Source organism: Aporhodopirellula aestuarii, from assembly GCF_023701485.1.
In the GTDB taxonomy this organism is placed as follows: domain Bacteria; phylum Planctomycetota; class Planctomycetia; order Pirellulales; family Pirellulaceae; genus Rhodopirellula; species Rhodopirellula aestuarii.
The window spans coordinates 21476-44776 of sequence record NZ_JAMQBK010000025.1; the positions used below are offsets into that span (position 1 = coordinate 21476).

The 23301-nt window shown below is 57.3% G+C and carries 16 protein-coding genes; 11 read left to right on the top strand and 5 right to left on the bottom strand.

Going from position 1 to position 23301, the window contains the following annotated elements; translation table 11 throughout:
- Nucleotides 1-1150: 1150 nt before the first annotated feature.
- From NB063_RS09775 to lpxK, 4 genes are all read left to right on the top strand, one after another.
- Nucleotides 1151-2122: a LysR family transcriptional regulator gene (locus NB063_RS09775; protein WP_250928542.1), complete on the top strand. Its 972-nt coding sequence runs from the start codon at nucleotides 1151-1153 to the stop codon at nucleotides 2120-2122.
- 65 nt (nucleotides 2123-2187) lie between these two features.
- Nucleotides 2188-6762 (top strand): glutamate synthase large subunit, encoded by a 4575-nt coding sequence (gene gltB, locus NB063_RS09780; protein ID WP_250928543.1) that lies wholly within the window; start codon nucleotides 2188-2190, stop codon nucleotides 6760-6762.
- 117 nt (nucleotides 6763-6879) lie between these two features.
- Nucleotides 6880-8382 carry a glutamate synthase subunit beta gene (locus NB063_RS09785; RefSeq protein ID WP_250928544.1) on the top strand — a complete coding sequence of 501 codons (1503 nt, stop codon included), beginning with the start codon at nucleotides 6880-6882 and terminating at the stop codon, nucleotides 8380-8382.
- Between the two features lie 167 nt (nucleotides 8383-8549).
- On the top strand, nucleotides 8550-9614 hold the full coding sequence (gene lpxK, locus NB063_RS09790; RefSeq protein WP_250928545.1) for a tetraacyldisaccharide 4'-kinase: 1065 nt from the start codon (nucleotides 8550-8552) through the stop codon (nucleotides 9612-9614).
- Between the two features lie 7 nt (nucleotides 9615-9621).
- On the opposite strand, the gene NB063_RS09795 is transcribed toward lpxK, so the two are convergent.
- The 4 genes from NB063_RS09795 to NB063_RS09810 are packed head-to-tail and all read right to left on the bottom strand — an operon-like array spanning nucleotide 9622 to nucleotide 13597.
- The gene (locus NB063_RS09795) at nucleotides 9622-10602 is read right to left on the bottom strand and encodes a hypothetical protein (protein WP_250928546.1); all 981 of its coding nucleotides are present in this window, start codon (nucleotides 10600-10602) and stop codon (nucleotides 9622-9624) included.
- A 28-nt stretch (nucleotides 10603-10630) separates the two neighbouring features.
- On the bottom strand, nucleotides 10631-12310 hold the full coding sequence (locus NB063_RS09800; RefSeq protein WP_250928547.1) for a DUF6798 domain-containing protein: 1680 nt from the start codon (nucleotides 12308-12310) through the stop codon (nucleotides 10631-10633).
- A complete protein-coding gene (gene pdxA, locus NB063_RS09805; RefSeq protein ID WP_250928548.1) occupies nucleotides 12310-13347 on the bottom strand; it encodes a 4-hydroxythreonine-4-phosphate dehydrogenase PdxA in 1038 nt (345 codons plus the stop codon). The genes NB063_RS09800 and pdxA overlap by 1 nt, the downstream gene beginning before the upstream one ends.
- Nucleotides 13340-13597 (bottom strand): putative signal transducing protein, encoded by a 258-nt coding sequence (locus NB063_RS09810; RefSeq protein ID WP_250928549.1) that lies wholly within the window; start codon nucleotides 13595-13597, stop codon nucleotides 13340-13342. The genes pdxA and NB063_RS09810 overlap by 8 nt, the downstream gene beginning before the upstream one ends.
- 85 nt (nucleotides 13598-13682) lie before the next feature.
- Between NB063_RS09810 and NB063_RS09815 the strand changes: the two genes are divergently transcribed.
- Both NB063_RS09815 and NB063_RS09820 read left to right on the top strand, forming a co-directional pair.
- On the top strand, nucleotides 13683-14648 hold the full coding sequence (locus NB063_RS09815) for a serine/threonine-protein kinase (protein WP_250928550.1): 966 nt from the start codon (nucleotides 13683-13685) through the stop codon (nucleotides 14646-14648).
- A gap of 101 nt (nucleotides 14649-14749) precedes the next feature.
- On the top strand, nucleotides 14750-15397 hold the full coding sequence (locus tag NB063_RS09820) for a toprim domain-containing protein (protein ID WP_250928551.1): 648 nt from the start codon (nucleotides 14750-14752) through the stop codon (nucleotides 15395-15397).
- 391 nt (nucleotides 15398-15788) lie between these two features.
- On the opposite strand, the gene rnc is transcribed toward NB063_RS09820, so the two are convergent.
- Nucleotides 15789-16571, bottom strand: a complete 783-nt coding sequence (gene rnc, locus NB063_RS09825) for a ribonuclease III (protein WP_250928608.1) — start codon at nucleotides 16569-16571, stop codon at nucleotides 15789-15791.
- Nucleotides 16572-17097: 526 nt separating this feature from the next.
- Here rnc and NB063_RS09830 point away from each other — a divergent pair.
- From NB063_RS09830 to NB063_RS09850, 5 genes are all read left to right on the top strand, one after another.
- On the top strand, nucleotides 17098-19218 hold the full coding sequence (locus NB063_RS09830) for a M28 family peptidase (RefSeq protein WP_250928552.1): 2121 nt from the start codon (nucleotides 17098-17100) through the stop codon (nucleotides 19216-19218).
- Nucleotides 19219-19434: 216 nt separating this feature from the next.
- Entirely contained in the window at nucleotides 19435-20082 is a 648-nt protein-coding gene (locus NB063_RS09835) for an OmpH family outer membrane protein (RefSeq protein WP_250928553.1), read from the top strand.
- Between the two features lie 196 nt (nucleotides 20083-20278).
- Nucleotides 20279-21193 (top strand): UDP-3-O-acyl-N-acetylglucosamine deacetylase, encoded by a 915-nt coding sequence (gene lpxC / locus NB063_RS09840; RefSeq protein ID WP_250928554.1) that lies wholly within the window; start codon nucleotides 20279-20281, stop codon nucleotides 21191-21193.
- A 126-nt stretch (nucleotides 21194-21319) separates the two neighbouring features.
- Nucleotides 21320-22129 (top strand): acyl-ACP--UDP-N-acetylglucosamine O-acyltransferase, encoded by an 810-nt coding sequence (gene lpxA, locus NB063_RS09845; RefSeq protein WP_008680048.1) that lies wholly within the window; start codon nucleotides 21320-21322, stop codon nucleotides 22127-22129.
- Nucleotides 22126-23229 (top strand): Gfo/Idh/MocA family protein, encoded by a 1104-nt coding sequence (locus NB063_RS09850; RefSeq protein ID WP_250928555.1) that lies wholly within the window; start codon nucleotides 22126-22128, stop codon nucleotides 23227-23229. The genes lpxA and NB063_RS09850 overlap by 4 nt, the downstream gene beginning before the upstream one ends.
- Nucleotides 23230-23301: the final 72 nt, after the last annotated feature.

Below are 23301 nucleotides of genomic sequence, written 5' to 3' on the forward strand. Positions count from 1 at the left end.
TTAAGTGACGATCGAGACGCGTGGTGGGAATTTGTTAAAGCTATCGCAGCGCGTGATCGCGAGGCTTTTCGCAGTCGTGACTAACAAATTGTGGAGGCGGGAGCTCGAAAGCAAGGCGTAAATGAACGCTGGAAACGATCGAGCAGAAGGTGGGATGTTGAGGAGTCGCAGGCATTACAAAGTCTGTGGACCCTTCAATGTTGTCTAATGGTATCAAACTCAACCCAGCTGTCAAATCCTGTCGCACCTGAGCAGGGGGTCAGGAATCGCGTTATTTGCGAAAGAATCGCGAGACACATCAAGCTTGATGGCATATTCACCGTTTGTTCTGCGATCTTTCACCTTGGAAGCGTCGCGATTGAAGGTGACGAGGCACCGTTTCGGCTTTGCTTCATTGCAGACGCGTTTCGCAGAGAAGACAGCGTCATTGACTAGTTGTCGCTCTCACCGTCTTCGCGATCTCATCGACCGGGCTTTCGCGACGGTGAGCGGATTTCGCCTCCCGAGAAGCGCGTCGCGTCTTCCGTAGGCTGGGCCAGGTGATCCTGGTATCACGCGGGAATGTGGGAGTTTTAGGCGGCTGACCTTTCACTCCGATGGCTGATTTTTCGGTGCGTTGGTCGCCGGTCCGCGTTCGTTTTCGCGGCCCGTGGTTTTCTGTGGGTTGGGGCGTTTGCGAGCTGTGGCGGTCGCCCCCGTTTTGAGGTGCGGTGGAGCCACTGCTCGGGACGTTGATTGTTTTAGTGCCTTTTTTAGCGGAACGGCGCGAGCGGGCTGTTGTTTTAGGCGTTTCGCAAAAATTAGTGAGCCGACAGCGCTAGCTGCGGGCCTCCGATGGGCACGTTCTAGCCGTTAGGCCCGCGGCTAGCGCCGTCGGCTCACTAAAACAACAGCCCGCGAGCCGTCCGGTCCCGAGTCACCGGACGGCTCGCGCCGTTCCGCTACGTTTGAAATCCTTCAGTCATACAATCGACGTCCCCCGCAGCGGGGGTATCGGCTCATCAGGGATGTCCGATTGGCGGATGCGGTGCCGTAGTCGTGCGATAACTCGTGTAAGTCTTGACGTTGCGGTGAAGCCGGGCTACTCTCTTCGCATTAGCCGATCTAACGATTGCGGCCCGCACTATCAGGCAATTTAATACGGTGTGATTTGCAGCTACGAACCCTCGAACTTTTCTGTCACGTTGCCGACCAGCGGAGCTTCTCCAAAGCTGCCGTGGCGGCTGGCGTTACCCAGAGCGCGGTCAGTCAATCGATCGGGCATCTCGAAGAGTCGTTGGAAACCACGCTGATCGATCGTTCGAAACGCCCGTTGACGTTGACAGAGGCTGGCCGGGTCTACCTCAACGGCGTGCGAGAGATTGTGCGTCAGTACAAGGAACTCGAGGACCGCGTCCAGCATCATGGGCGACGGCTCAGCGACACGGTGACTGTCGGCGCGGTTTATTCGGTCGGGTTGAGTTACATGCCCGAGGCGAAACAGGCGTTCGAGCAAAACCATCCTGATGTCCGCATTCGGACCGAATTCGGTTCGAGTCAGCGGGTGGTGGAGATGGTGACGAGCAATGAGGTCGATTTCGGGTTGGTGAGCTTCCCGCGAGCGACTAAAACTCTCGGTGCGATCCCCTGGCAATCCGAGCCGATGCGTCTGGTATGTTCTTCGGAGCACCCGTTCGCCAGTGAGACCGAGATTGCCGCCTCACGTCTCGAAGGAATTGACATGATCAGTTTCGAGAAGGGTGTGGTCCTCCGCCAGGCGATCGACCAATGTTTGAAATCGGCTGGAATTACCGTTTCGATCTCGATGGAGTTCGATAATTGCGATTCCATCGTGCGGGCGATTCAGGCCAACCGGGGAATCGGGATCGTCCCCGAGGCTGCCGTCCGTCGAGAAACAGCCAACGGTACCGTGCGGGTCGTTGCCTGTCGTGAAATTCAGATGACGCGACCATTGGGAATCATTTTTCGCAAGCGTGGGAAGCTTTGCCGCGCGGCGATCGAATTCGGTTCCCTTTTGTTGGGTCGCGAAATGGAGCATGACATGCTCAGTAAAACAGAGGCGGCCAAGGCCGACCGCCAGAAAGGCGAGTCCAAGGATCGGGCCGTTTCCGTGCTGATTTAGGACGGGGCATCAGCAGCACTCTTATTGACTAATCGTTTTCACTACTTACTGCATTCAAAACGACGATGACCAAACTCAACCGCTTTCATTTGCCACCAGCCCAGGGCCTTTATGATCCAGAAATGGAAAAAGACGCCTGTGGAGTCGGGTTCGTCGCTCATATCAAGGGTGTGCCTAGCCATCAAATCGTGATCGATGCCGATACGATTTTGCAGAACATGGATCACCGCGGTGCATGCGGATGTGAACCGAATACCGGAGACGGTTCGGGGATCATGTGTGGATTGCCGCATAAGTTTCTGCGCAAGGTCGCCAAAGCGGATTTGGGTGTGGATTTGCCGGAAGCAGGCAAGTTCGCAGCTGGTCTGATTTTCCTGCCGCCCGACGATGCCGAGCGAAAGATCTGCAAAGACACGGTGGAGCGATTGGTTGCCGAATCGGGTCAAGCATTGATCGGATGGCGTGAAGTGCCTCAGGAAACCGATGCCGCCGACGTCGGTCCCACGGCGCGTCGTAGCGAACCGGTTGTCGAGCAACTCTTCGTCGGTGCTGCCGACGGAATTTCCGAAGAGGAATTCGAGCGTTGCTTGTATCTCATTCGCAAGCAAGCTTCGCATGAACTGCGCGGCAGCGAAACGCTTAAGCAAGCTCTCGTGTTCTACGTCTGCTCGTTGTCGACCAAAGTCATTATCTACAAGGGGATGCTCACGCCGGCTCAGGTGATGCCGTATTACCCTGACCTTCGCGATGAAGACTTCGAGACGCACTTGGCGATGGTGCACAGTCGATTCTCGACCAACACGTTCCCAAGTTGGGACCGTGCTCAGCCGTTGCGTTTCATGAGCCACAACGGCGAAATCAACACGTTGCGTGGTAACCGCAACTGGATGCGAGCTCGCGAAGGCATGGCGGAAAGCGAAATCTACGGCGACGATTTGAAGAAGTTGTTTCCCGTGATCGAACCGCACTTGAGCGATTCGGGAACGTTTGACAACGTGCTCGAGTTCTTGCTCATGAACGGTCGTACGTTGCAAGAAGCGATCATGATGATGGTTCCCGAAGCATGGCAAAAGCATCAGACCATGCCCGAGGAAAAGCGAGCCTTCTACGAGTACTTCAGTTGCATGATGGAACCGTGGGACGGGCCCGCATCGATCGTGTTTACCGACGGCAAATACATCGGCGCGACTCTGGACCGCAACGGTCTGCGTCCGAGTCGTTATTACATCACTCATGACGACCGCGTGATCATGGCGAGTGAAGTCGGCGTGTTGCCGGTGGATCCATCGATCGTTCGCGAGAAGGGTCGCTTGCAACCGGGCAAAATGTTCCTGGTCGATTTCGAAGAAGGCCGTTTGATTCCAGACGAGGAACTCAAACGCACCTTTGCGAGCCGCAAGCCATACGGCAAGTGGCTGAAGGAGCAACGTATCCGCCTTTCAGACTTGCACCCCGAAAAAGAGCCTCATGGTTTTGACAGCGAAACATTGCTGGCACGGATGCAGGCGTTCGGCTATACCGCCGAAACGATGAACTTCATGCTCCGCCCGCTCGTCGAGCAGTTGCGTGACCCGGTCGGGTCGATGGGTAACGACTCCGCACTGGCGTGTTTGTCCGACAAGCCGCGGATGATCTATGACTACTTCAAACAGCTCTTCGCACAGGTGACCAACCCCGCGATCGATTCGATCCGCGAAGAGGTGATCATGTCGTTGGAGTGCTATATCGGCCCAGAGCAAAACTTGCTCGGTGCGACCGCGGAGCACTGCCATCGCTTGCTCGTTGATCATCCAATTTTGACCAACGAAGAGATTGCGGCCCTGAAGCACATCAACCACAAGGGTTGGGAAAGCCGTACGATCGATATCACGTTTGATCGTAGCAAAGGCAAATCGGGCATTCAAAAGACGCTCGACCGAATTTGTGCCGAGGCGGAAGCGGCGTGCGACGAAGGGATTGAACTGATCGTCTTGAGTGACCGTGGCGTATCGCATGATCGCGTCCCCGTCAGCATCCTGCTCGCTACCGGTGCCGTTCACCATCACTTGGTCGCTCGTGCCAAGCGGACCCGCGTCGGGTTGGTGCTCGAGACCGGCGAAGCTCGCGAAGTTCATCATCACTGTTTGCTGATCGGTTACGGTGCCGACGCGATCAACCCGTACCTCGCTTTCGAAGCTCTCTGGCAAGCACATCGCGACGGTTTGCTGCCCGCTTCGATGGACGATGACAAGGTCGTCCTGGCATATCGCAAAGCCGTTGGCAAAGGCATGCTCAAGGTGATGGCCAAGATGGGCATCAGTACTCTGCAGAGTTACAAGGGTGCTCAAATCTTTGAGGCCTTGGGACTGCGTGACGAGATCATCGAACGATGCTTCGTTGGTACCGCCAGTCGCATTCAAGGCGTGTCGTTCGACATCCTCGCGGAAGAAACGCTTCGACGTCATAGTCTCGGATACCCCGAGAAGGTCGACGACAAGCTGCCTTCGTTGCCCAACCTCGGCGAGTTCCACTGGCGTGCCGAAGGCGAGAAGCACGCGTGGAGCCCTCAGGCGATCTCCAACTTGCAGGTCGCCGCGCGGAACAACAACGAGGACGCCTACTGGAAGTTCGCTCACGCGATCAACGAGGACAACCGCACCCGTTGTTCGTTGCGTGGTTTGTTCGGATTCAAAGAAGGGGTGGCGGGGCCGTCGTTGCCGCTAGATGAAGTCCAAAGTGCCAAGGAAATCGTCAAACGTTTCTGCACCGGTGCGATGAGCCTCGGCAGCATCAGTGCCGAATCACACGAGACACTCGCGATCGCGATGAACCGTTTAGGCGGCAAGAGTAATACCGGTGAAGGTGGTGAGGATCCCGTGCGATTCAAGCCGCTCGAGAACGGTGATTCCAAGCGTTCGTCGATCAAGCAAGTCGCGTCGGGTCGTTTTGGCGTCACGATCGAATACTTGGCCAACGCTGATGAATTGCAAATCAAAGTCTCGCAAGGTGCCAAGCCGGGTGAAGGCGGCGAACTGCCTGGTAAGAAGGTCGATAAATACATCGCGGGCATTCGGTACAGCACGCCGGGCGTGGGCTTGATTAGTCCGCCGCCGCACCACGATATTTATTCGATCGAGGATTTGGCTCAGCTGATTCACGACTTGAAGAACAGCAACCCGTCGGCTCGCATCAGCGTCAAACTGGTCAGTGAAGTTGGCGTCGGTGTGATCGCGTCGGGTGTTGCGAAAGCTCACGCCGATCACATCCTGATCGCTGGCGATACCGGTGGTACCGGGGCGTCTCCGCTGACGAGTATCAAGCACGCGGGACTGCCGTGGGAACTCGGCATCGCCGAGACCCACCAAGTGCTCGTCCTTAATGATCTGCGTAGCCGCGTCGTGTTGCAAACCGACGGCGGACTGAAGACGGGGCGTGATGTCGTGATCGCGGCATTGCTGGGTGCCGAAGAGTTCGGTTTCTCAACCGCGCCGTTGATCACGCTCGGTTGCATCATGATGCGGAAGTGTCACCTCAACACATGTCCCGTTGGGATCGCGACGCAAGATCCTGACCTTCGCAAGATGTTTACCGGTAAACCGGAACACGTCGTCAACTATCTCTTCATGGTTGCCGAAGATGCCCGCCGCTTGATGGCGAAACTCGGCTTCCGAACGATCGATGAAATGGTCGGACGCAGCGATGTGTTGATGACCGATGATGCGATCAAACATTGGAAGAGTGACGGATTGGATCTGACAAAATTGTTGCAGCCGGCGAGTAAACCGCACGAAGATGTCGGTGTGATCTGCTCGCGTGCTCAAGATCACGGTTTGGAAAAGTCGCTCGACATGACCAAGCTGCTCGGCGAAGCCCGGTCGGCGATCGACACCGGAGAGCCGGTTCGCATCGCGTCGCCGATCATCAATATCAACCGCACCGTGGGCACGATCTTGTCCCACGAAATCGCCAAAGTACACGGTCAGAAGGGGCTTCCCGACGACACCGTGCACATCGACCTGACCGGTTCGGCGGGCCAGAGTTTGGGAGCATTCCTGGCTCACGGCGTGACGATCGAGCTCGAAGGCGACGCAAACGATTACGTCGGTAAAGGCCTCTCGGGTGGACGGATCATCGTCTATCCGCCACGTGAAAAAACGTTCTCCGCATCTGAAAACATCATCGTCGGCAACGTCTGCCTGTATGGTGCCACGAGCGGTGAAGTCTTCTTCAGCGGCCGTGCCGCAGAGCGATTCTGCGTTCGAAACAGTGGTGCCAACGCGGTCGTCGAAGGTGTCGGTGATCATGGTTGTGAATACATGACCGGTGGTCGTGTCGTTGTTCTCGGTGCAACCGGTCGAAACTTTGCCGCCGGAATGTCCGGAGGGATCGCGTACGTTTGGGATCGCGGAGGCGACTTCAACCTGAACTGTAACCTCGCAACCGTCGAGCTCGAAAAGATCGAAGCTGGCGAAGAAGAAGCGATGGTCAAAGAGATGATTCGTCGCCATCAGGAATACACGTCGAGTGACGTGGCGGCCGAAGCGCTCGCGGACTGGGATACCTTCCTGAGTCAGTGTGTCAAAGTCATGCCGACGGACTACAAACGCGTTCTGCTCGAGAACGCGAAAAGTGCGGCCGCCGAAGTCGCCGTCAACGCTTAGGTTTCATCTCAATCATCACACCCGCGGCATTCGTCGCGGGGGCCGAGGGGTGGGGCGGTCAATCGCTCGCCCCACTCACCATCCAGCCATCACCCGTTTTTATTCAGGACCATTACTATGGGAAAGCCCACCGGATTCAAAGAGTTCGATCGCGAGAAAGTGCCATGGCGTTTGCCAGTTGTTCGGATCAACGATTACGACGAGATCTATACCGAACATAAAACCGACCAGCTCAAGACTCAGGGTGCCCGGTGCATGGACTGTGGCGTCCCTTTCTGCCAATCGGCGAGCGGATGCCCGATCGACAACCTGATCCCCGAGTGGAATGACCTCGTTTACAACAACCGTTGGAAAGAGGCGATCGAGCGACTCCACAAAACCAACAACTTCCCCGAATTCACCGGCCGGACCTGTCCCGCTCCGTGTGAGGGGGCGTGTGTTTTGGGGATCACCAGTCCACCGGTGACGATCAAAAACATCGAGAACGCGATCGTTGATCGCGCGTGGCAGGAAGGTTGGATCAAGCCCGAGCCTCCGAAATCGCGTACCGGTAAGAAGGTCGCGATCGTGGGCAGCGGACCGGCTGGATTGTCTGCCGCTGACCAGCTCAACAAAGCCGGCCATTTGGTCACCGTTTTCGAACGTGCCGACCGGATCGGTGGTTTGCTGCAGTACGGCATTCCGAACATGAAGCTGTCCAAGAAAGCCGTTCAGCGACGCGTCGATAAAATGACCGCCGAAGGCATCGAGTTTCGCACCGGTGTGAATGTCGGAAAAGACATTTCACCGAAAGAACTGCGTGAACAATATGACGCCGTTTTGCTGGCCTGCGGTGCGACCAAACCTCGTGATTTGCCGATCGAAGGTCGCGAAGCCAAGGGTGTCCATTTCGCAATGGAATTCTTGACTGCCAACACTCAGCAAAGCGTGCATGGCGACAGCTTGAATGGCCGATTCATCAGCGCCGAAGGTAAAGACGTCATCGTGATCGGTGGTGGCGATACCGGAACCGACTGCATCGGAACGAGCTTGCGTCACGGTTGCCGTTCAATCGTTAATTTCGAGTTGCTACCCAAGCCGCCGGAGTCTCGCGGTGCCGACAACCCATGGCCGGAGTGGCCACGCATCTTCCGTGTCGATTATGGACACGAAGAAGCGGAAGCGAAGTTCGGCCGCGATCCACGCGAGTACCAAATCTTGAGCAAGAAGTACTTGGTCGATGATGCGGGCAAACTCAAAGGCATTCAAACCGTAAACGTCGAGTGGACCAAGAATGACGAAGGCGGATGGCAAATGTCAGAGGTCGAAGGCAGCGAGAAGGAATGGCCGGCGCAATTGATCTTGCTCGCCATGGGCTTCTTGGGCCCCGAGCAATATGTCGCCGAGTCGTTGGGATTGAAGACCGACGGACGCAGTAACTTCGAAGCCGAGCATGGCAAGTTCGTGACCAACCTCGACGGAGTCTTCGCGGCGGGTGACTGCCGTCGTGGCCAGAGTCTCGTGGTGTGGGCGATTAACGAGGGCCGCGGTGCCGCTCGAGCGATCGATACTTACCTCGAAGGTTCGAGCTGTCTTCCTGCTCCCGGGTTGACCCTCGGGACGTCGCTCGCAAGCGTCTAGTCTGGAAGATTCTAAGCAAGTGGTTTGGGCGTTGTTCCCTCGAGTCCTGGAAATCAGGGACGCGTCCATGCCGCTTCTGAAATGAGCGTTTAATCGATCCGTTGTTTCCTTGCGCGGTACTGTGGATCACCTGCAGCACTGTTCCGTTTGCTTTTCGTGTTGCCCCCATGAACTTCGACCACCGCTCCTTGCTCAGCGGGCAAACGAAGGGCCCTGTGGCTGCTTCGGCACGTCTCTCCCTGCGAGCGGCGAGTCTCTTCTATGGTGTTGCTGCCCGGGTTCGTCGGTTTCAGTACGACACTCAACGCAAGCCGATTCACCACGCCGACGTGCCCGTTATCAGCGTCGGTAACCTGACGACCGGCGGTACCGGGAAAACGCCCGTCGTTTGTGATATCTGTGCTCGGCTGCGTCGTCTCGGGCTTCGCGTCTCGATCATCAGTCGCGGGTATGGCGCCGGCGAAAGCGGCATGAACGATGAAGCTCTCGAGTTGGCGGAACGATTACCTGACGTCCCGCACGTGCAGCATCCTGATCGAGTCGAAGCGGCCCGGATCGCGGTCGATGAGCTTGAGGCAGAAGTCCTTGTGATGGACGACGGCTTCCAGCACCGCAGACTGTTTCGTGATCTAGACATCGTGGTCGTCGACGCGACCTGTCCCTTTGGTTTCGGTTACATGCTGCCCCGTGGTTACTTGCGTGAGCCCATCAGCAGCCTCCGACGTGCTGGTGCGGTCATCCTGACGCGAACCGATCAAGTGGATTCGGCGGTACGCGATCGCATCCGCACACAGATCCAAAAATACGTCGGCAGTCGACCGCTGATCGAAACCACGCATCGGCCCGCGAACATCGTGCTGGACCGAGGTCGAACCGAGCCGATCGAATCGCTCGAAGGTCGGCGCGTGGCACTCGTGTCGGCGATCGGAAATCCAGATGCGTTTGAGCAGACCATTCGTGATTGCGGCGGCACTGTGGTAGCCCATCAGCGATTGGCGGATCACGATCCCTACGAACGCGAAACCCGTGACGAGCTACTGGCCTGGGTCGAGGAGCTTAAAAGATCAAACGCACCCGAGTTGCTCCTTTGCACACACAAAGACGCAGTCAAGCTCGAAACGGATCAAATCGCGGGTGTGCCACTCGGCTATCTTCGCATTGACCTCGCGTACCACGACGGGGAAGACGAGTTGCAGCGTCTCGTTTCAAGCATCACGACCGCCCGAGACTGAGTCGTTGTTAATTCAAAACTTCACCGCCGGTGATGCGGAGATATCCGATGGCCATGGGCAACATAGCGAGCGGCGTTGTGATGATTTGCCCAACATAGAAAAGCATCGATCCGGCGGTGGCGAGAATGAAATACACCGTCACCAGCGAAAGCGTGAGTTTGCGGTGACGCAGCGCCAAGCGTGCTCCCCACGAGAGGCTCGTCATCAAGTCGGCGCGTCCATCTGCGATCAGAAACACCGCCGGCCATAGCAACCACTGCAGCAAGAAAACGACGCCGATCGCCATCGTACCGATGCTAAGCGTGCCGACCCAAACCGCCGACTTGGGATCCATCAAGAACGAGAGTACCACGATCGCGATCACTCCCACGCCGAACATCACCGCGATGAGTGATCCGGCGATGAGAAACAGTCCGCCGAGTCGTAGCACGGGCCAGGGGGCGACCGCGAGCGCGTTCAGCACGCCCTTGATCAAGCCAACTGATTGAGCCGAAGAGTGGTATCGCGTGAGGGTGAGCGTGAGTCGCACGAGCACGATCATGCAGTAGGCGGAAACGGGGGCGAGCAAGAGGCCGACCAATCCGGTTCCGCCCACGGTGATCGCGAGCGTCGTTGCGTCGCCGTTTGTCGCTCCGCTGGTAAGTTGCTTCCAAAGCCCCGCCAACGCATCCGCGGGCAAGCCGATCAGTGCGATCCAAAGCAGGTTTGCGGTCAGGGATGTTAGCAGCAGAACCGGCCAGTGATCGCGTAGTCGCACGATCGCGGTCAAGAAGATCGAATCTAGCGACGAATCGACCTCGACCGAACGCATCGCGGTGAGATGCGGGGCCGCTTGATTGAGCGTGTTGTCTTTGTGCTTGGAGCCACCGTTGAAATCAAAGATCGCCTCGCACGCACCACAGGTCGCTTGCGAACAGGACGTCGTCGTATCGATATCCAGTACGGCAAGGCATTGAGGACAGGCCGTGCGGGTACGCGGATTCCTCATCGATTCGAATCCTGAGCGAGAATGTCCATTACTTTCCTTCGCGAGATTTCGGATCCCCAGGCAGTCGATAAACCGCGTAGGTGTCGTTGCGTTCGTCGCCCAGCGGGTACACCTTCACGAGCGGCAGTTGCGGTCCAACGACGCGGCGGTCAACCACCATCCAATCCACGCCATATTTCTCGCGGAACGTTCGGAGCCGGTCGTACCGAATCGTTACCCGCATCGTGGAGAGTTCTGTGGGGAAAATTTCCACAAATCGTTGTGCCCACAATCGCAGGCTCGCGACATCTTGAGGGATGTCTTTCCAATTAACGACTTCGGCTCGATGTGCGTACCACTTGAACGATTGCTGGTGGCGTGGGGTCAGCAGGACGGCATCCGGCCCCGTGTTGGCCCGGACAAACCGGCAAACGTTGATCCAGTCCGCCATCGTTTTTCGTTGTTCCCAGTAGTCCGCATCACTGTGCAGTCCCAGCAAACGATTGCTATGTGAGATCGGGACCCCATCGGTGACGCGTTGCCACGTCGACAGCCCCACGTGCCAGATCGCGGTGGCAAATACCAGCACGCTGGCGACGCTGCCCGCGGCGAGTTGATCCCATCGAGCGGTGTCACGCAGTCGCAGCCAGAGCGACGATTGGTCCGACGACGACTGACGCGTGATCAGTTGCGAAATCAGTCCCGCGGTACTGCACGCCAGCGCGAGTGGAGTGATCGCATCGGCCAACCGGAACCAATAGAACCGCAACAGTTTAGCCGCCAGGTTCGGTGCAACCGCTGGTAACATCCCCACGCCGAGTCCGACGAGGCTGATCGTGATCGCGCCGGCGGCAAAGGCGCCCATCGCGATGATTCGCCGTCGCCGCGGCGGAGTGGCTGTCCGGTAATCAAGCCACATCAACGCAAACATCATCATCGTGATGATCGCGTGCCGCACGTACCAATCGAAATGGAAAGCGGACGGCAGCAAGTGATGCGAGATGCGAAAATAGGCGTACACACGTGCTGCTGACGTCGCTTCCGCGGGCGAAGCACCCGCCGACATGGCGAACGCGGGCAGCAGACCGAGGAGTGAAATGGCACCTCCGGCGAATAACGCGGGGGTGAAGAATCGACGTGGCGGGGATTTACCGTGTCGTCGGAACCGTTCGAGGTAAATGAACGCAACCGTCCCCGCGACCACCGACCATCCGCCGGTCAAAACATGCAGCGCCGCGGCGCTGCCGAAGAGCAGCCACGTCGCACTCCAGTTACGCCGCAGCAATTCAGACACGCCAAACAAGACGAGCCCATAAGCGGGGACTTTGGCCTCGATTCCACCGATTACCCATTCGCCGGCGAGGTTGCCTTCTTGAATCCCTGCGATCCAAACGACGGCGACGACGGGAGCGAGAAAGGGTGGCAATCGCAGTTGTCGGCATAAACGCATCAACCCGCCGGCGAGTAACCCCCAGCCGATAAATCGACCAATCCACGCCGTCGTTGAGAGCGACCAGAAAAGCGTCGGCCAACCGAACAGCCAGTAATAAACCGCGTGAGCTTTCCCGGAGGCGACAAACAGATCGTTGCGACACCACGCCGGGTCCCAGAAGTTTTTAGCCTTCGCGAGATAGTGGGCTTCGTTCACTCCCGGCGGTGCGTCGCCCGCATAAACGAAAAACAATCCCACGATCGCCGCCCAGCCCAGCCATCGTTCCGTATGCCGCATCACGCTACCGACTCGACTAATTCCGACGCCAAACGGATCGCCGCGATCATGCTGTGCGGCGAAGCCGTTCCTTTCCAAGCGAGGTCCATCGCGGTGCCATGGTCGACGCTCGTCCGCACGATTGGCAGTCCGAGCGTGACGTTGACCGCGTCATCAAACGAGAGTGCTTTGAGCGGAATGAGGCCTTGGTCATGATACAGGCACACGTAGACGTCGACCCGTTCCCGCATGGCGGGTGTGAAGGCGGTGTCCGGCGGCAGTGGGCCATGCACGTCCCAGCCTTCCCGGCGTGCGGTTTCGATCGCTGGGGTAACGATGCGTTCTTCTTCGCCGTGGCTGAACATGCCATGTTCCCCGGCGTGTGGGTTCAACCCGCACACACCGATTCGCGGCGGCAAAAGGCTCCCACGCCGGCGGTTGCGTCGCTGCATCGCCCGGCCTGCCATGGCAATCGTTCGGGCGAGTGAATCGGCGTCGAGCAAGCCCGGTACATCGGCCAAGGGGACATGAATCGTTTCTAAAACACAGGCGATCGTGTCGCTGGCAAGCATCATCCGCACATCAACAGGCTGCCCATCGATCGACATGCCGACCCGGTGCGCGAGCAGTTCGGTATGCCCTGGGAATTCGATCCCGGCTTGCATCCATGCTTCTTTCTGAATCGGACCGGTGACAACCGCATCGACAATTCCCGCAACCGCGGCATCAATCGCGACGCACATCGTTTCATAAGAGGCTCTTCCCGTTTCCGCCGAATACGTTCCCGGTGTCACTGCATCGGCGTTCAGTTGTCCGCAGTCGATGATGCAACCGCTGGAATCGGCAGGAAGATTGACGACTTGGTCGAGAGAGATCGTTTCGGGCAAGGCGAGGTTCATCGATTTCGCAACACGCGCGAATAATTTGGCGTCCCCCAAGAGCAGCGGGATGCCCGATTGAAGGACCACGTCTCGTTGCCACACACGCAGGGCTAATTCGGGGCCGATACCACCGCCATCGCCCATCGTGATTGCTAGCTTGGGGCGTGTTTCACTCATTCTCGCGTTTGATCTCGTTGAGGATTTTCGTCGCCCGCTCAGCATCTTTTTCAAATACTTTTATCTGCACCAATCCAGGGGCTTCGGCACGGAAACCAGCGGTGAATCCACCCACCGCAATGGCTCGAATTCCTTCATCGGCCAAAACATTCACGAGGACACCTGCCGTCAGCTCGTTGGCACGCTCCGCAACGGTCACTAAATTAGCCTCGTCGAGCAGGTCGTCGTTCTCATCGGAGGGCATGTTCATCGTTTTGTTCTTTTAAATTGAATCTTTTAAACCGTTATCATGGTGCTCGCACATTCAGCAGGCAACACGATACAATACCCACACCATGAACGAACCCACCATCATTCTCTCGGGAACCGATCCCGATCTGCCGAAGGATGTACCTCCCGGGCTAAAACGATACACAGGCAAGCGAGAAATGGCGCGGGGAGGCACCGCCGTCTTGCAATCCGCCTTCGACCCGGTGACCGGTCGGACGGTGGCGATCAAAAAATTGCTGCCTGAGACTCGCTTTGATCGTCGCGAACGGCGTCGGCTCTTGCGTGAAGCTCGCGTGACGGCGCAGTTGCAGCACCCCAACACGGTCCCAGTATACGATATCGGGGAGGATGACGTCGAAGGCGTGTACTTCGTCATGAAACGGATTTCCGGTGAGAATCTTTTCGAGATTCTCAAGCGGATCGCCCGGGGCGACGAGCAAGCAATTGAGGCGTATCCGATCCCACGCCGGATCGAAATTGTCATGGCGGCGTGCCAGGCCCTCGCTTACGCACACGCCCGCGGGGTGATTCACCGCGACGTCAAACCAGAAAACATTTGGGTTGGAAACTTTGGCGAAGTCATTTTGCTCGATTGGGGTGTTGCCAAAGTTTGGGGGCATGCCGACGACAACGAACCGATCCAGCAAAGCACGCTCGCGCTCGGTCCAGAGATTGATACGCCGCAATTGCAAACCCTGACCGGCGGCGGCCAACGTCCGGGAACGCCGCTCTACATGTCGCCCGAACAAATCGTCGGGAACCGAACGATCGACGAACGCAGCGACGTCTTCAGTACCGGAGTCGTGCTGTACGAAGTCATGGCGATTCGGGAGCCGTTCCGAGGCAAAACGATTGACGAAACGTTCGAGAATATTCGGCATCGCGAGGTCGAGCCGCCAAGCGAACGGTCGCCGCAGTACAACATTCCGAAAGCGATTGACGCCATTGTCGAACGAGCACTTCAAAAACGTCCTGAGAAACGTTATCAGATGATGCGGGATTTGATTGCCGATCTCCGGGACCTCGTTTGATCGCATACGGAAAACAGCCGACCCACTACCCTTGCGAGGTCGTTGGGCCGGTCGGTTCGGTTCCGCCCCAGTCGGTTCCGTCCCTGTCAGTTCACAGTACCGTGCCGGGAACCGAATGCTTGATCGTCGAAGGCGACAGCGCGGCGAAGTCGGTCGATCAAGTTCGCGACGCTCGGCATCAAGCGATCTTGGCACTGCAAGGGAAACCGCTCAATGCCATCAAAGCGGGACGCGCCGCGGTGAGGAAGAACGAAGTCTTTTTGCGAGTCTTCGAAACACTGCTGGGTTATCGATCATCGGACACCAGCGGCGTGAACGACCCTCTCGTCCGATTGGCGTCGTCGCAGCACTGTGTGTATGAGTCGATTGTCCTATTGATGGACCCCGACGCCGACGGCATCCACTGCGGCGTTTTAATGATGGCGTTCTTTCGGAAATTTGCGGCTGATCTCATCCGTGCGGGACGGCTACACGTGGTTCGTCCGCCGATGTTTGTATTCCGACTGCCCGGCCATGCTCGCTTGGATCCGTCACAGTGGCCCGTCGCTTCGAGCCCCGAACATGCCGACGCGATCGAGCGAACATTGCGTCAACACGGGGTGGACCGTTTTGAAAAAATTCGTCATCGCGGTTTGGGTAGCCTCGATATCCCATTGTTGGGGTACAGCTGTGTCGATCCGGTTTCGCGACGTCAGTCGTCTTTGACGATCAAAGAAGTCGACAGCGCGATCACCCTGTTCGGCGGCTAATGTTTCGTCAGCATTGAAACATCGAGCGAGACCGGACGGCGCACGCCGTTCCGCAAAATCTTTTTAGCGGCAGGACGCGAGCCCTCCGGTGTGTGCACTGGTACCCAATAAACAACCATGCGACTCATCCGGCACCGCCACAATAGGCCTGTGTTCGAGGCGTGACACCCAGCGGCTTGCGACGCTCCGCTATCAAGTACTTCCTAGCGGCAGGGTGCGGAGCCCTCCGGTTCCAGCAACCCTTGCGATTAGGCTACGCGAAACGCCATAACCTTCGCTCGTTCGTAACCGGTGGCAATGGCAACCCTGATTAACGCGAACATTCGTTAACGCCGCAAACGGACCGAATCACCACATCCAACAGATGCCGTTTCATGGAAGGATGACGCGACTATTTTCGTTTGTCGTTCGTGGCCGCGTCATCGACATCGTCGCTGCGGTGCGGAATCGGCTGTTGGTGCAGTTCCGCCAAAGCATTCGCTGCGGCACGCTGCTCGGCGTCCTTCTTGTTGTTACCCCAGGCAGGTGCGAAGGCGCGTTGGTCGATGACAGCGCCGATCAAAAACGTCTTGCGGTGATCCGGGCCGCTTTCTCGGATCAATTTGTAGACCGGCGTGGAGGCGAGTTCACGCTGTGCGTATTGTTGCAACACAGACTTATGATTGCCCGAACCTTGGGTGTCGACCGCGAGCCGCACTTCTTCAGCGAGCCACTGCTTCAGTCGATCTCGCACAACGTCGGCACCACCATCGAGGTAAAGTGCCGCGATCACGGATTCGAATACATCGCTGACCAGCGACCGGGGGTAACTCCGGTTGCGAGTCACGCCTCGTCCGACGATCAAACATTCATCGAGTCCGAGTTGGGTTGCGGTCCGTCCGCATGCCCGCCTGCTGACGACGGCGGACTTGATCTTCGTCAGATCGCCCTCGCTGTACTCGGGGTATTCCTCAAACAGCCATTGGCAAACGGTCATCCCCAAGATGGCGTCGCCGAGAAATTCGAGCCGTTCATTACTCGACAACCGATTGGCGGCGCCGGAGGCGTGAGTCAACGCGGCTTTTAACAGCGAGGGGTCTTTGAATTGGTAGTCCAGGATTTCCTGGCATCGCTGAATCTTGGCGTCTGAGTCCGCGTAGGGTTGGTCCGCCGCGGCGGTGTCGATCAAGTGAATCGCGCCTGGGTGATTGGTGCGTTGATCGGCAACGAATTGCCCAGGCCCCGCAAGGTCTGAGTCAGACGGGGGCGGAGCAGGAGAGACGGCGCGGGTGTTCGGGGCATCCTCAGATGCCGGGTCGGATTCTGCAGCGGGCAATGGAAAACCGTTGGGTAGATTGAAGAGACGACGGTAGCTTCGTCAGGCTTCAGTCCCGCGCCGGTGGCCGAATCATCGCTTTCGGCCACCGGTGAGTGACTGTGTCAACGCGTTCAGAATAGTCGAGTCCGCAAAGACTCGCCAGAGCGTCATCGGTGCAGGAAGAGGACTCAGTCTGGACGCCGCATGGGTCGGCAGGGTTCAATAACACGGTTCCCTCCCGGGGCCGTTTTCTCCGGCCTCTCATGCCTTTCCCGTTGAGCTGTGAATGTTTGCATCGTTTCGATTCCATCGACTGTTTTGCACGTCGTTCTTACCGTCGCGCTATGCGAAAATTACTGCCTCGCACCAACCGGCTTCCGCTGAGCGATGGCGGGGGGCGTTCGTGGCAGTATTGGTATTGGGGTGGGGAGTGCTAGGTTGCCTCGCAGCCATCCGCCCTACTCATGCGGTCGAACCCAATGAAATGTCGCTGCCGTCTGCGGATGCGAGTTTGGGCATCGATCTGCGGGCCGCGATGATCGACGATCTGAAGTTCCTGACCAGCGAGAAGCTGAAAGGACGTAGCAGCATCGATTCCACCATCTTTGAAGCGGCCGAGTACGTCGGCCGGCGATTTCGCAGCATCGGCCTGGAAACGAATGTTTTTGGCGATTCTCCACTTCAAATCGTCGATATCTCGGTCGGTCCCAAACTGGCCTCCGAGGAGCAGAATTTCTTGACCATCACGATCGCTGGAAAACCGGTCGTGATTGCCGATTCGAACGCGACCGATGACGCCTCGGGTACCGAATCGCTGGCCTTGGAGCGAGATTTCGTTCCGCTGGCGATCGGGACCAATTCGGGGACGTCCCAGGCGGGTTTGGTTTGGGTGGGGTACGGGATCCGTGCCCCCGAGCACCGGTACGACGACTATGCCGGAGTCGACGTTCAAGGCAAGGTCGTCATGATGCTGCGTAAGGAACCCGGGGCCAATGATCCCACCAGCCCGTTTGATGGTGTCGATAACTCCCGGCATGCGTTCTTCGATACCAAGGTCAGCACCGCGATCGACCAAGGTGCCGCTGCCGTGTTGATCGTCAACGATCCCGCCAGTATCGAGCGGATGGTGCGAGACGTTCAGAAACGGCGAGATGCGGAACGAGATCGATTGGCAAAGACCCGCCAGCGATTGAGGACGCTGCCCGAGGACGCGGTGAATTCGCGTGAAAAGCTGCAAAGCCAAATCGCGAGAATCGAAAACATGCTCGCGGACATGAGCAGCCAAGTCGAAGCCGCCGAGCGAGGTTTGTTGGGGGTCGGTGGGGCTGGTCTGAGCCCCCGAAGGGGTGCTGAGAAGACCGCTGGCGTGGCGACCGGGGATTCTGCGACACGACCGCCGATCCCCGTGCTCAGCATTTCCCGCGAACTCGCCAATCGTCTGATGCCCAAACCGCTCGAAGCGATCGAGGCTGCCATCGATTCGAATTGGCAACCTCGCAGCTTTCCCATTGCGAACGTGAAAGTTCAACTCGGCGTGGAAATTTCACCATCAACGGTACAGAGCCCCAACGTGGTCGGCGTGTTGCCCGGGCGCGGCAATCTGGCGGATGAGACGCTCGTCATCGGGGCGCACTTTGATCACGTCGGGATGGGCGAGTTCGGATCGCTCGCCCCTGACACGATCGAGATTCACAACGGTGCCGACGATAACGCCAGTGGCACGGCGACGTTATTACGGGTCGCCGGCGAGATCGCCCAGCTTTTCTCCGGTCCGAACCGACCTGCCCACCATCGGCGGGTTGTGTTCATTGCCTTTACGGGTGAGGAACGCGGTCTGTTGGGCAGCAAGTACTACGTCCAGCATCCTCGTTTTCCGCTTTCCTCCACCGTGGCGATGATCAACATGGACATGGTGGGGCGGCTCAATGACAACGAGCTAACGGTTTACGGCACCGGTTCGGCATCGAATTTTCAGTCGTTGCTGAAGCAAAGCAACGAATTGACGCGTTTTCGGTTGGTCGAAGTTCCCAGCGGTTACGGGCCGAGCGATCACGCCTCGTTTTACGAGGCCGGCATTCCGGTGTTGTTTTTCTTTACCGGATTGCATTCGGACTATCACCGTCCGAGCGATGATTTTGACAAACTAAACCTGGACGGTATGGACCGAATAACCGATATGATCTCTCAGGTCAGCGAACGATTGGCAACGTCGCCCGAACGTCCGGTTTACGTCAAGACAGATTCAAGCGTGAAAATCCGTCGTCAATTGACGGTAGTCATCGGGGTAACCTTGTCGCAAAAACCGTCCGGCGTGGTGCTCTCGTCAGTCGTCGCATCCGGCCCTGCTCAAGAAAGTGGTTTGCTTGCGGGAGATCAAGTGGTCAAGGTTGGCAAAACTTCGATTACCACAATCGAGCAATTCATGGATCAATTGCGTCAGAGGTCTCCAGGAGACCTTTTACCCTTGTTGATTCGGCGAGGGGACGCGGAGCTGAGATTTGACATCAAGTTACGTCGTCGATAAGTGCGTTTTCCTAAGAAAACGGCATGGGACGACTTTGGAAATATTTTTGGAGAGGGCGGAAAACGGCACAGATCAGTCTTGCCCGATTCGCCCTCGAGTGACACAATTCGAGACCTCGTTGGCATGATTCGAGTTTCACTGGCGTAAACTCTGTCAAGTCAATTCGGAGACGTTTGATTTTCGGCGTAGGACGCTGTTTATCAACCGAACGTCTACATGGTTTTGAAATTCGCATTCACCACGCAAGGAGTAGCGGACGTGCGACTATTTGTTCTTTCGGCCTTAGCCCTGGCCACCACCACCCTCACCGTTCTCGCCCCGACCGCCGTATCTGCTCAAGAGAGTGGACACCGGATTGCCGTGGTGGATGTTGCATACATCTTCAAGAACAACGAAGGGATCAAGTCCCAAGTCAAACAGGTCGAGGAAAACCTCAAGGCGTTTGACACCGAATTGCAAGGTAAGCGAAGCGAACTCAAGTCCGCCGCTGAAAAGCTCAAAACATTCCAAGCCGGCTCGCCCGAGTACACCGCTCAAGAAGAACGTGTCGCGTCGATGGAGTCCAAACTCCGCCTCGACATGGCTCGCAAACGCAAAGAACTCGCTGATCGCGAAGCGAAGATCTACTACGACAACTACCAGCACATCGCTGCAGGCGTCAAAGTTCTCGCTCAGCACTACAAGATCAACTTGGTCTTGCGTTACAACAGCGAAGACATGAACCTCGAACAAGGTGAATCGGTCATCCGTGGCGTGATGAAGAACATCGTCTATCACGACGAAGCTCTCGACATGACCCCAGGCGTGATGCAGTACCTCGACAAGGTTTTGGTTGCTGGCAAACAAGCCGCAGGCCGTCAATAGTTTTCTAGCCAACGTCGCTCTCGGGAGCGAATTGGACATGGATCAGAAACGGCAACGGCATGAGGCCGTTGTCGTTGACGTGTTCACGGACACGTTGATTGGTTGAATCGGTTCGACACATTGTCGAGCCGAGTAAATAGTGAAGCGGGGTGCCACAAGGCGTGGTGGTCCCTGGCGCGGCAAGGAGGCCCACGCCGTGATCGGATATCGAAACGAACATACCATCGCATCGACCTGTGAGGTCACCGGTCGCGGTTATTGGAGCGGTCAATCCGTCCGTATCCGTTTTCAGCCGGCTTCGGTCGGCACAGGCGTTGTCTTTGTACGCACTGATCTTGCCGGGCATCCTCAATGTCCAGCGCGGATCGAGTTTGCAGACTCGATCCAGTTCCGTACCAACTTGCAAAACGGCGATGCCAGTTTTGCCATGGTCGAACACCTCATGGCCGCCCTCGCGGGACTCGAAATTGACAACTGCGTCGTCGAAGTTGATGCGGAAGAAATGCCAGGGCTCGACGGCAGTAGCAAAGAGTTCGTCATCGCGCTGCAATCCGCAGGTCTGGTCGTGCAAGCGGCCCTCAAGCCGCAATTGGTGATCGAACACCCGCTGCGCGTCCGCCAAGGTGACGCCTGTATCGAAGTCATGCCATGTGAAGGCAGTCGCTCGCACTTCGGCTATCGCCTCGATTACGGAACCGAAAGTGTTATCCCCAATCAGTCGTTCATGATTGATTTGACACCTCGGCAATTCACGAGGCAAGTTGCCGCAGCGCGAACATTTGTCACTCTCGAGCAAGCACAACAGCTGCGAAGCAGTGGTGTCGCTCAACACGTTTCGAACCAGGAATTGTTGGTGATCGGTCCCGATGGGCCTGTCGAAAATGAATTCCGATTTCGCAACGAATGTGCCCGACACAAGACACTTGACCTGATTGGTGATCTATCACTTGTCGGCGTCGATTTGATAGGACAGTTTGTGTCCGAACGTGGCGGGCACCGGATTAACGGAATGCTTGCCCAGAAACTCGCTCAGATGGTGGCCCACGCGGCCACACCACACCAAGTCAAAGATGATTCTGAGTCTGTTAATAAGATTCGCCGAGTCGCCTAATTTTTTGTCTTAGTTTGTTCTTTGGGTGTCGCTACCTGAAAGCAAACTTAGACGAAACGCCAAGCCGTTTAAGCTCACATAGATAATCCCGCTTCGAATGATTGCTCTTTCATTAAGGACTCCCCGATGAGTGTCGTGATCGCTCCTACCGCCGTGGTCGACCCAAAAGCCAAGTTGGGCAAAGACGTTCGCGTCGGGCATTTTTGCGTGATCGGACCCGATGTCACCATTGGTGACCGTTGCCGTATCGAAGACCATGTGACCATCACCGGCGTCACCCGGTTGGGTAACGACAATCAGGTTTTCTCACACTGTTCGATCGGATCGCACCCGCAAGATGTGAGCTATCGCGCCACTCCGACTCGCGTTGAAATCGGCGACGGAAATGTCTTCCGCGAGCAAGTCACGATCAACCGCGCCAGCGAAAAAGAAGACGGCGTGACCCGTGTTGGCAATCAGAACTACCTGATGACCGGCACCCACATCGCACACGACTGCAATATCGGCAACCGCATCGTGATGGCGAACAACTGCATGATCGCAGGTCATGCGCACATCCATGACGATGTCACGATCGCCGGTGGCGCCGGAATCCATCAATTCGTTTCCGTGGGCACGCTCGCCTTCGTCGGTGCGATGAGCCGGATTCTGCAAGACGTTCCACCCTACGTGATCATCGAAGGCTACGACGCGAAGCCGCGTTGTATCAACACCGTCGGCCTCAAACGGCACGACTACACCGAAGATGACATTGCGGTATTGACTCAGGCGTTCCGTCTGCTGTATCGCCAACGGATCGGTATCGAACCCTCTCGCGTTGAGATGTTCAAGACTGGACCGATTCGGCCCGTTCTTCGACACCTATTTGATTGTTTAGAAACCACATGTGGTGGTCGGGCCGGAAGAGGCCGGGACCGCCGAAAGAAAGCAGCATGAGCCGCGAACTACGCGTCGCCGTTATCGGTGGCGGACATCTCGGACGAATTCACGCAAAATTACTCACCCAAGTTGATGGCGCGAGCTTGACCGCCGTTTGCGATCCCGATCTGCAGGCGGCGGAAGCGATCGCGGCAACCCATCACTGCGATGAGTCGCCCGTCACCGCATACGCCAATTACCGCGATGCGATGGGCTCTTTTGACGCTGCGGTGATCGCGGCGCCGACGCAGTGTCACGCGGAAATCGCGACGACCCTGCTCAAAGCCGGCAAGCATCTCTTTGTCGAAAAACCGCTTACCCACGAAGCTGACGACGCCCGTCGCCTCGCGATGTTGGCGTCGACCCGCGGGCTCGTGCTGCAAGTCGGTCACGTCGAGCGTTTTAACCCGGCGTTCACTGCTCTCGAAGAATTCGGCGTCGACGTGAAATATGTCGAAGCCACACGGGCATCGCGGTTCCCGGGACGTTGTCTCGATGTCGGCGTTGTTATGGATTTGATGATTCATGATCTTGACTTGGTGCTCTCGCTGACGAGTGCACCGGTTCGATCGATCGCCGCCAGCGGCATCTCGGTCGTCTCCGATCACGAAGACATTGCCGAAGCACGTTTGGAGTTCGAGTGTGGTTTGGTTGCCAACTTAAAAGCCTCACGCGTGAGCCCGTTGCCTGCCCGGGACATGGTCCTGTACAGCCCCGCCGGATTTGCCCAAATCGATTTCGGCAAACCCGCTCTCGCAACCGTTCGCGCCAGCGAGTCGTTGTCCAAACGGGATTTTGACCTCGGCACCGAAGCGGACAACCCATTGAAATATGCCGATACGCTGTTTCAAGAGCATCTGCAATGCGAAGTGCGTGAGCTCGAGCCACGAAACGCGATCCTCGACGAACTGCATGATTTTGTCATCAGCGTCCAGTGCGGCGGTGTTCCCGTCGTCGACGGTTCCGCCGGTGCTCGCGCCGTCGCGGTTGCCGAATCGATCCTGCAAGCGATCGACCAGCGTTCGTGGTACGCGTTCCCGAGCCAAAGCGAGGTGGGCGCCAATGCCATCCCACGTCGTCGGATCGAACAAGACCGCGTCACTCGCCGCGCAGCTTAGTTCAATCGCATCGCTCTCCACGTAGCTCGGGCTCCCACGTAGCTTGGTCTCTCCGAGACCAAGACCAACCGG

What these genes read in the sequence shown, in the direction of transcription:
- gltB (WP_250928543.1), top strand. Translation starts at nt 2,188, where the DNA reads ATGACCAAACTCAACCGCTTTCATTTGCCACCAGCCCAGGGCCTTTAT.
- NB063_RS09785 (WP_250928544.1), top strand. Translation starts at nt 6,880, where the DNA reads ATGGGAAAGCCCACCGGATTCAAAGAGTTCGATCGCGAGAAAGTGCCA.
- lpxK (WP_250928545.1), top strand. Translation starts at nt 8,550, where the DNA reads ATGAACTTCGACCACCGCTCCTTGCTCAGCGGGCAAACGAAGGGCCCT.
- NB063_RS09795 (WP_250928546.1), bottom strand. Translation starts at nt 10,602, where the DNA reads ATGAGGAATCCGCGTACCCGCACGGCCTGTCCTCAATGCCTTGCCGTA.
- NB063_RS09800 (WP_250928547.1), bottom strand. Translation starts at nt 12,310, where the DNA reads ATGCGGCATACGGAACGATGGCTGGGCTGGGCGGCGATCGTGGGATTG.
- pdxA (WP_250928548.1), bottom strand. Translation starts at nt 13,347, where the DNA reads ATGAGTGAAACACGCCCCAAGCTAGCAATCACGATGGGCGATGGCGGT.
- NB063_RS09810 (WP_250928549.1), bottom strand. Translation starts at nt 13,597, where the DNA reads ATGAACATGCCCTCCGATGAGAACGACGACCTGCTCGACGAGGCTAAT.
- NB063_RS09815 (WP_250928550.1), top strand. Translation starts at nt 13,683, where the DNA reads ATGAACGAACCCACCATCATTCTCTCGGGAACCGATCCCGATCTGCCG.
- NB063_RS09835 (WP_250928553.1), top strand. Translation starts at nt 19,435, where the DNA reads ATGGTTTTGAAATTCGCATTCACCACGCAAGGAGTAGCGGACGTGCGA.
- lpxA (WP_008680048.1), top strand. Translation starts at nt 21,320, where the DNA reads ATGAGTGTCGTGATCGCTCCTACCGCCGTGGTCGACCCAAAAGCCAAG.
- NB063_RS09850 (WP_250928555.1), top strand. Translation starts at nt 22,126, where the DNA reads ATGAGCCGCGAACTACGCGTCGCCGTTATCGGTGGCGGACATCTCGGA.